Below are 6417 nucleotides of genomic sequence, written 5' to 3'. Positions count from 1 at the left end.
CAGCGGCGGCGCCGCAAACGCAAGCCGATTGCCGTCACGGCGGATGCGGACGAGGCCCGCGCCGCATTCCTGCACGATGTCGCCGGTCGGTGATGTCTGTTGCTGCGAGAGCCAGACATGCGCACTGCCGAGCGTCGGATGGCCGGCGAAAGGCAGTTCCTGCGACGGTGTGAAAATCCTCACCCGGTAGCTGGCCCTCGGATCGGTCGGCTCGAGCAGGAATGTCGTTTCGCTGAGATTGGTCCAGTTGGCGAAGGACTGCATCTGCGTGCCGCTCAGTCCATCGGCGCCGATCACCACGGCAAGCGGATTACCGCGCATCGGCTGGCTGGAGAAGACGTCGACTTGCTGGAAGGAGAATTTTGGCATTGCCTTGCCTCATGCAGTTGAAAAGAAAGACGGCAGCCAAGGCTGCCGTCCAAATATTGCCGAAAGGTGATATTGGCCGTTACAGCACGAGCCGGAACTTGGCAAAACCGTTCTCGCCGTCGCCGGCGTCCTCGATCTTGGCACCCTTGACTGCGGTAGCGAACTGGCGGGCCTTGGGGCCGGTCTCGAAGATCGCGCTTGTACCAGGCAGCGGCTTGAACGACCAGTTGGCGTCGGCCGACGGGTTGATCGTGCCCTGTTCGACGATATAGCGGACGATCACGTCGCGGTTGGTGTCGGGAGCCACGAAAATCACCTTGTCGCCGGCGATTTCCGGGAACTTGCCGCCGCCGCCGGCGCGGTAGTTGTTGGTCGCCACCACGAATTTCTGGGCCGGATCGATCGGCTTGCCGTTGTACTTGAGGTCGACGATGCGGTTGGAGTTGGCATTGACGAGCTTGCCGTCCTTGTCGAAGCGGGTCGGCTGCGACAGGTCGATCTGGTAGGTGACGCCGTCGATGACGTCGTAATTGTAGGACGGGAAATCGTTGTTGAGGAGAGGTGCGTCCTTGGCACCTGACGCAACCTGATTGAACATCCCGGCCGACATTTCCAACCAGTTCTTGACCTGTGCTCCGGTAATCAGCACCGCCTGCACAGTATTCGGATAGAGATAGAGGTCGGCGACGTTCTTGATGGCGATGTCGCCTGCCGGGACATCCGTGAAATATTCGGCACCGCCGCGGCCGCCGGCCTTGAAGGGTGCCGCGGCCGAGAGCACGGGAATGTCCTTATACTGGCCCTCTTTCAGCATGTCCTTGATGTACCAGGTCTGCGCATTGGCGACGATCTGCACCGACGGATCGTCGGCGACCAGCGCGAAATAGGAATAGAGCGGCGCCGAGCTCTTGCCGACCGCGCGGCGGATATAGGCGAGCGTCGCCTCATGCTCCTCCTTGGCGGCCGCGATGATTTCCGGCTTGTCCTTGACGTCGGCGACGATCTTCTTGGCGTCGTCGCGGTGGTAGATCGGCCGGGCTTCGGAGGTGAAGTCCACGACTTTCCAACCCTTGCCGTCCTTTTCTACGAGCAGGTCGATCAGGCCCATATGCGAGCCCCAGAAACCGCCCATGACGGCGGGCTTGCCCTGCAGCGTGCCCTTCTTGGTATCGGCCCCCTTGACCCCGTCGAAATCCTTGCTGTTCGGGAAAACGAGATGCTGGTGGCCGGTGAAGATCGCGTCGATGCCGGGAACGCCGGCGAGATAGAGCGACGCGTTCTCCATACGGTCGCCCGGGCCCCCGCCGTCTATACCCGAATGGGAAAGCGCGATGACGACGTCGGCACCTTCTTCCTTCATGACCGGCACCCAGGCCTTGGCGGCCTCGATGATGTCGCGGGTCTGTGCCTTGCCTTCGAGGTTCTTCGCATCCCAGGTCATGATCTGCGGCGGCACGAAGCCGATGAAGCCGACCTTGATCGGGCTTTCAGCGCCCGAGCCATCCTTGATCTTCTTCTCGACGATCACATAAGGCTTCAGGAAAAGCTCGTCCTTTTTAGGGTCGGAGGCGAGCATGCCTTTGGTGAGGTTGGCGCAGACGTAAGGGAAGCCGGAGCCCGCCAGCACCTTGAACAGAAAGTCGAGACCGTAGTTGAATTCATGGTTGCCGAGCGTGCCGGCATCGTAGCCGAGTACGTTCATCGCCTTGATGACCGGGTGCTTGTCGCCGTCCTTCATGCCGCGCTCATAGGCCATGTAGTCGCCCATGGGGTTGCCCTGCAGGAAGTCGCCATTGTCGATCAGCATGGAGTTGCCGGCTTCGGCACGGATTGCGTCGATGATCGAGGCGGTGCGGGCAAGGCCAAGCGTGTCGTTCGGCTTGTCGGCGTAATAATCGTAAGGGAAGACGTGAACGTGGATGTCGGTCGTTTCCATGATGCGAAGATGTGCCTGATTGCCGGCCGCACGGGCAGCAAACGGGTGCAGCATGACAAGCGCCGACGAGGCGGCAAAACCTCCGAGCAGCGAGCGGCGGGTGATCGGGTGAAGATCGTTAAGCGATGGCATGGCAGCCTCCTTGGAGCGGACCGGTGAGCGACAATTCGGCGCCATATTGACGCGCGAGGATTGTATCTCCAAGCGGATTCTGAAGCGGTGGAGGAGATGGTGTGATGATCGCGGGCTCTGTCCTAGAGGCGGTCAGGAAGAGGTGCTAACCCGACGCGTCAATAGGCCGCCATCCGCATCGCGTCGACGAGCTGGGCCATCTGGAAGGGTTTGGGAAGGACGGGGATATGGCGCATGTCGGCAGGCAGGCCGAGCGGTCCATATCCGGTCACGAAAATGAAGGGGATGTCCCGCGCGGTAAGGATCTCGGCGACTGGAAAGCTGGCTTCGCCGGCGAGGTTTACGTCCAGCAGGGCCATGTCCAGGGGAAGCGACCGGGCCTTGATAATCGCATCATCGAGCCGCGAGGCCGTCCCCATCATCCTGCAGCCGATCTGCTCCAGGAACTCTTCGAGCATCATCGAAACAAGTGCCTCGTCCTCGATGATGAGGACGCGAATTCCGACAAAGATCTGGGCATCGTTCACCTTGCACCCGCTTGCAGGGCACCCATTGGCAGGAAGGGCGTCACCTCGGCCGAGACGACGACGTCGCAGAGCGGCGCCTCGATCGTCCCGACGATCCCGGCAGGCTGATCGAATATCACCGATGCCTTGCCGCCGAGATCCTGGGCAAGGCTGCGCTCGATCAGCCTGACGCCGAACCCTCGTCTCGACGGCACGGCGACAGGCGGTCCGCCGCTTTCGATCCATGTCAATCGCAGCAGAGGTTTGGCACCCTCGACAATCTGCCAGTTTATCGCGACCTGACCGTTAAGCGTCGAGAGCGCGCCGTATTTCAGGGCATTGGTCGTCAGTTCGTGCAGACCCATGGCAAGCGCGAGCGCGGCCCGCGGCAGCAGCCGGAGCGATGGGCCAGAGACCGCGAAGCGATGGTCGCCGCCCTCGCCAAACGGTGCCAGTGCACCGGTGACCACATCGTCGATACTTGCCCCCTCCCATTTTTCGCGGGTGAGCACGTCATGTGCGGCCGCCAGCGCCATGAGGCGCCGCTCCAGGTTCTGGCGCACGATCGGATCGCCGCCCCGCAGGGTCTGGGAGGCAATGGCCTGGACGGTCGCAAGCGTGTTTTTGACGCGGTGGTTCAACTCGTTGACCATGAGTTGCAGCCGCTCCTCGATCCGTTTCCTCTCGGTGATTTCGACCGAGACGCCGACCAGGCCGATGACTTTGCCATCGGCATCACGCAACGGAGCTTTGGTCGACGACCAGACCCGTGGGTGGCGGCCCTCGCGGCTAATGACCTCTTCGAATTCTTCGGTCCTCGCCTGATCCATGATCCGACGGTCGTTGACCATCACCGCTTCGGCCTGGCCTTTGCTGTCCAGAAACTCCAGGTCCGTGCGTCCTTCGACTTCGGGCCAAGGCTTGCCGATCAGGTCGAGCGTCGAGACATTCGCCAGGATGATGCGGCCCTGCAGGTCCTTGGCGTAGATCAGCCCCGGCGCGGTCTCCAGGATGGCGCGGAGCAGGGCGTTGGTCTGATGGAGCTGCCTTTGGGCGAGCTTGATGGAGGTGATGTCGCTGCTGACTTCAATCGCAACTTCCGGCTCCCCGGCTTCGCCGCGGATCAGCGACCATTTGCCGATGATGTGGATCTCTCTGCCATCCTTGTGGCGACGCGTGAGTTCACCCTGCCACTCGCCGTCGCGCGCGAGGATCGCATTGATTTCCTCGAACGGGATGGGGAAACGGGTGTGGAGAAGGTCGAACCCATTTTTCCCCAGGGCTTCTTCTTCGCAATAGCCGTAAAGCCGTTCTGCGCCGATCCCCCAGAGCACGATCCTGCCGTCGAGACCGCGCAAGGTGCCCTGCGTCTGTCCGAATGTCTGCATGAATCTTTCGAGCCGGCCGAGTTTGGCATCGATATCGCGCCGTATCCTTCGTTTGGCCCAGATGGACGCTGCGAAGGCGGCCGCAGCAAGCGCCAGAAGGATCGTCGCCGCACTCAAAGTATAGGTAGCAAGGAAGAAGCCGTTCGACACCGCCAGAAGGCCCCCCAGCGCCAGGAGACCAGCTGCCAGCCATGTAACGAGGGTAGCCCGCATACGTGCAACCCGCGATGTCGTGGAGGGCGAGGCAAAAGGAACAGCAACCATCGAAGCATCCTTGGTTTTGCCTGCGCGCTGTGACTAGGCGCTCAATGCAGGCGGGAAAAACTGGGACACTTGAACAGCCGCCTACTCTCAACGAGGGCGGGCTTTGGTTTTAATGCTCCGGATAAATTAGGACTTTATCATTTATCAACTCAACGGCAAGTAGTAAATATTTGGTAAATGCTCATTTCGGCTGGATATTTCTGGCATCCGTGGCCTTTACATTGTCGCTGTTTATGCGTGGTGATTCGAGGGATCGTGAATGTGTTGAAAATTGGATGGTGGCGGGGATGCACCGACCGATTCAGCGGGAGGCCGGCGCATCCTTATGGAAGAAGCGGAAATAGGACGAGACCTGCGCCACCGCATTGCTGTTGATGCTGAACTGCACGCCGAGCCGGCCGCTGCGGCGCCACTTGACGGTGCCTTCCAGGATGCCGAATTCCTGGCTTTCGACCCGGACCTGACTGCCATCCGCGGCATGAAAAACGCGACCTCCGAGATCAAGCGCCATGCCGGTTGCCGAGAGATCGGTAACACGCCCTTCCACGGCCTGGTTGAAATATCTGACGGTACCCAGGATACGGGTCTTCTTGCGCTCCGCGCTGCGGGTCTTCATTCGTCCGTTGATCATGATCTCATCCCTCGTTGTTCCTTAAGGCGCGGAAGATACACGCATTGCCTTGAAATCCCTTTAGGACGATCCGTAAAAGTCGAGTGACTCCAATCACAGTCCTACATTCGGCCTGTCGATGATTTCGCGCAGCGCAAAGCTCGAATTGATCTTCACCACATGCGGCAGCGCCGACAGCCAGTCTCGATGGATGCGTTCGTAATCCTCCAGATCCTTGGCTGCGACCCGCAGGATGTAGTCGTATTCGCCGGACATCAGGTAACAGACCAGAACGTTGGGGCAGAGTTTCACTGCCGCCTCGAATTCGGTGAGCGTCTTGGCGAATTGGCCGGACAGCGAGATGTGGACGATCACCATCATCTTGTAGTCGAGCGCCTTGTTGGAAAGGCGGGCGTGATAACCGCTGATCGTGCCGCTTTTCTCAAGGATGTCGAGCCGCCGCGAACAGGCGGACGGGGACAGCCCGACCCGCTCGGCAAGCTCGGCATTGGAGATGCGGCCGTCCTGCTGCAGGGTTCGCATGATCGCAAGATCAATGGCATCCATGGCGCTCATTGGTGGATCCTTCGAAATAATCACGTTCAACGCAATTATCTGCGAAAATACGAGCTTTCGCAATTTGTCTTCGCAAGGACATTCGCACGATTCTCTGGTTAGCTCCCCAGCGGGAACATCAATCGGCGAAAGCCACAACCTGAGAGGAACGCTGCATGCGTGTCGGATGCCCGAAGGAAATCAAAAACCATGAATACCGCGTGGGGCTGACGCCCGGCGCGGTACGTGAATATGTGGCCCACGGCCACGAGGTCCTGATCGAAACCAAGGCCGGCGCAGGCATCGGCGCGGATGACGGCGCCTATGTGGCAGCCGGGGCCAGGATCGTCGGTTCGGCAAAGGAAATCTTCGAAAAGTCCGACATGGTCGTCAAGGTCAAGGAACCGCAGCCCTCCGAATGGGCGCAGCTCCGCGACGGCCAGCTTCTTTATACCTACCTTCATCTCGCGCCCGATCCGGAACAGACCAAGGGTCTGCTCGCCTCCGGCGTCACCGCCATCGCCTATGAGACCGTTACCGACGACCGCGGCGGGCTGCCGCTCTTGGCCCCGATGTCGGAAGTCGCCGGACGTCTGGCAATCCAGGCCGGCGCCACCGCACTGCAGAAGGCCCATGGCGGCCGTGGCATCCTGCTCG

The 6417-nt window shown here is 60.5% G+C and carries 7 protein-coding genes; 1 reads left to right on the top strand and 6 read right to left on the bottom strand.

The genetic code is table 11. The annotated features are described in order from the left end of the window. The 6 genes from MOV61_RS27505 to MOV61_RS27480 all read right to left on the bottom strand — a co-directional run. Positions 1 to 369: PhzF family phenazine biosynthesis protein (locus MOV61_RS27505; RefSeq protein ID WP_247138857.1), on the bottom strand; the 369-nt coding region annotated here is incomplete at its 3' end. A 79-nt stretch (positions 370 to 448) separates the two neighbouring features. Continuing rightward, positions 449 to 2437 (bottom strand): bifunctional 2',3'-cyclic-nucleotide 2'-phosphodiesterase/3'-nucleotidase, encoded by a 1989-nt coding sequence (locus MOV61_RS27500; RefSeq protein WP_247138856.1) that lies wholly within the window; start codon positions 2435 to 2437, stop codon positions 449 to 451. A 158-nt stretch (positions 2438 to 2595) separates the two neighbouring features. Next, positions 2596 to 2964, bottom strand: coding sequence for a response regulator (locus MOV61_RS27495; RefSeq protein ID WP_038542293.1), 369 nt, complete (start codon positions 2962 to 2964; stop codon positions 2596 to 2598). After that, complete coding sequence (locus tag MOV61_RS27490; RefSeq protein ID WP_247138855.1) at positions 2961 to 4544, bottom strand: sensor histidine kinase; 1584 nt, start codon at positions 4542 to 4544, stop codon at positions 2961 to 2963. Before MOV61_RS27490 ends, MOV61_RS27495 begins: the two co-directional genes overlap by 4 nt. Before the next feature lie 352 nt (positions 4545 to 4896). Continuing rightward, positions 4897 to 5226 carry a PilZ domain-containing protein gene (locus tag MOV61_RS27485; RefSeq protein WP_247138854.1) on the bottom strand — a complete coding sequence of 110 codons (330 nt, stop codon included), beginning with the start codon at positions 5224 to 5226 and terminating at the stop codon, positions 4897 to 4899. Positions 5227 to 5319: 93 nt separating this feature from the next. Then, entirely contained in the window at positions 5320 to 5781 is a 462-nt protein-coding gene (locus MOV61_RS27480; protein ID WP_038542299.1) for an Lrp/AsnC family transcriptional regulator, read from the bottom strand. A gap of 155 nt (positions 5782 to 5936) precedes the next feature. Here MOV61_RS27480 and MOV61_RS27475 point away from each other — a divergent pair. Continuing rightward, positions 5937 to 6417: alanine dehydrogenase (locus tag MOV61_RS27475; protein WP_408962440.1), on the top strand; the 481-nt coding region annotated here is incomplete at its 3' end.

The sequence above is a fragment of the Neorhizobium sp. BETTINA12A genome (assembly GCF_023006485.1).
Taxonomy (GTDB): Bacteria; Pseudomonadota; Alphaproteobacteria; order Rhizobiales; family Rhizobiaceae; genus Neorhizobium.
The sequence above is the reverse complement of the archived record's forward strand: the minus strand, read 5'-3'. Positions and strand labels throughout refer to the sequence as shown.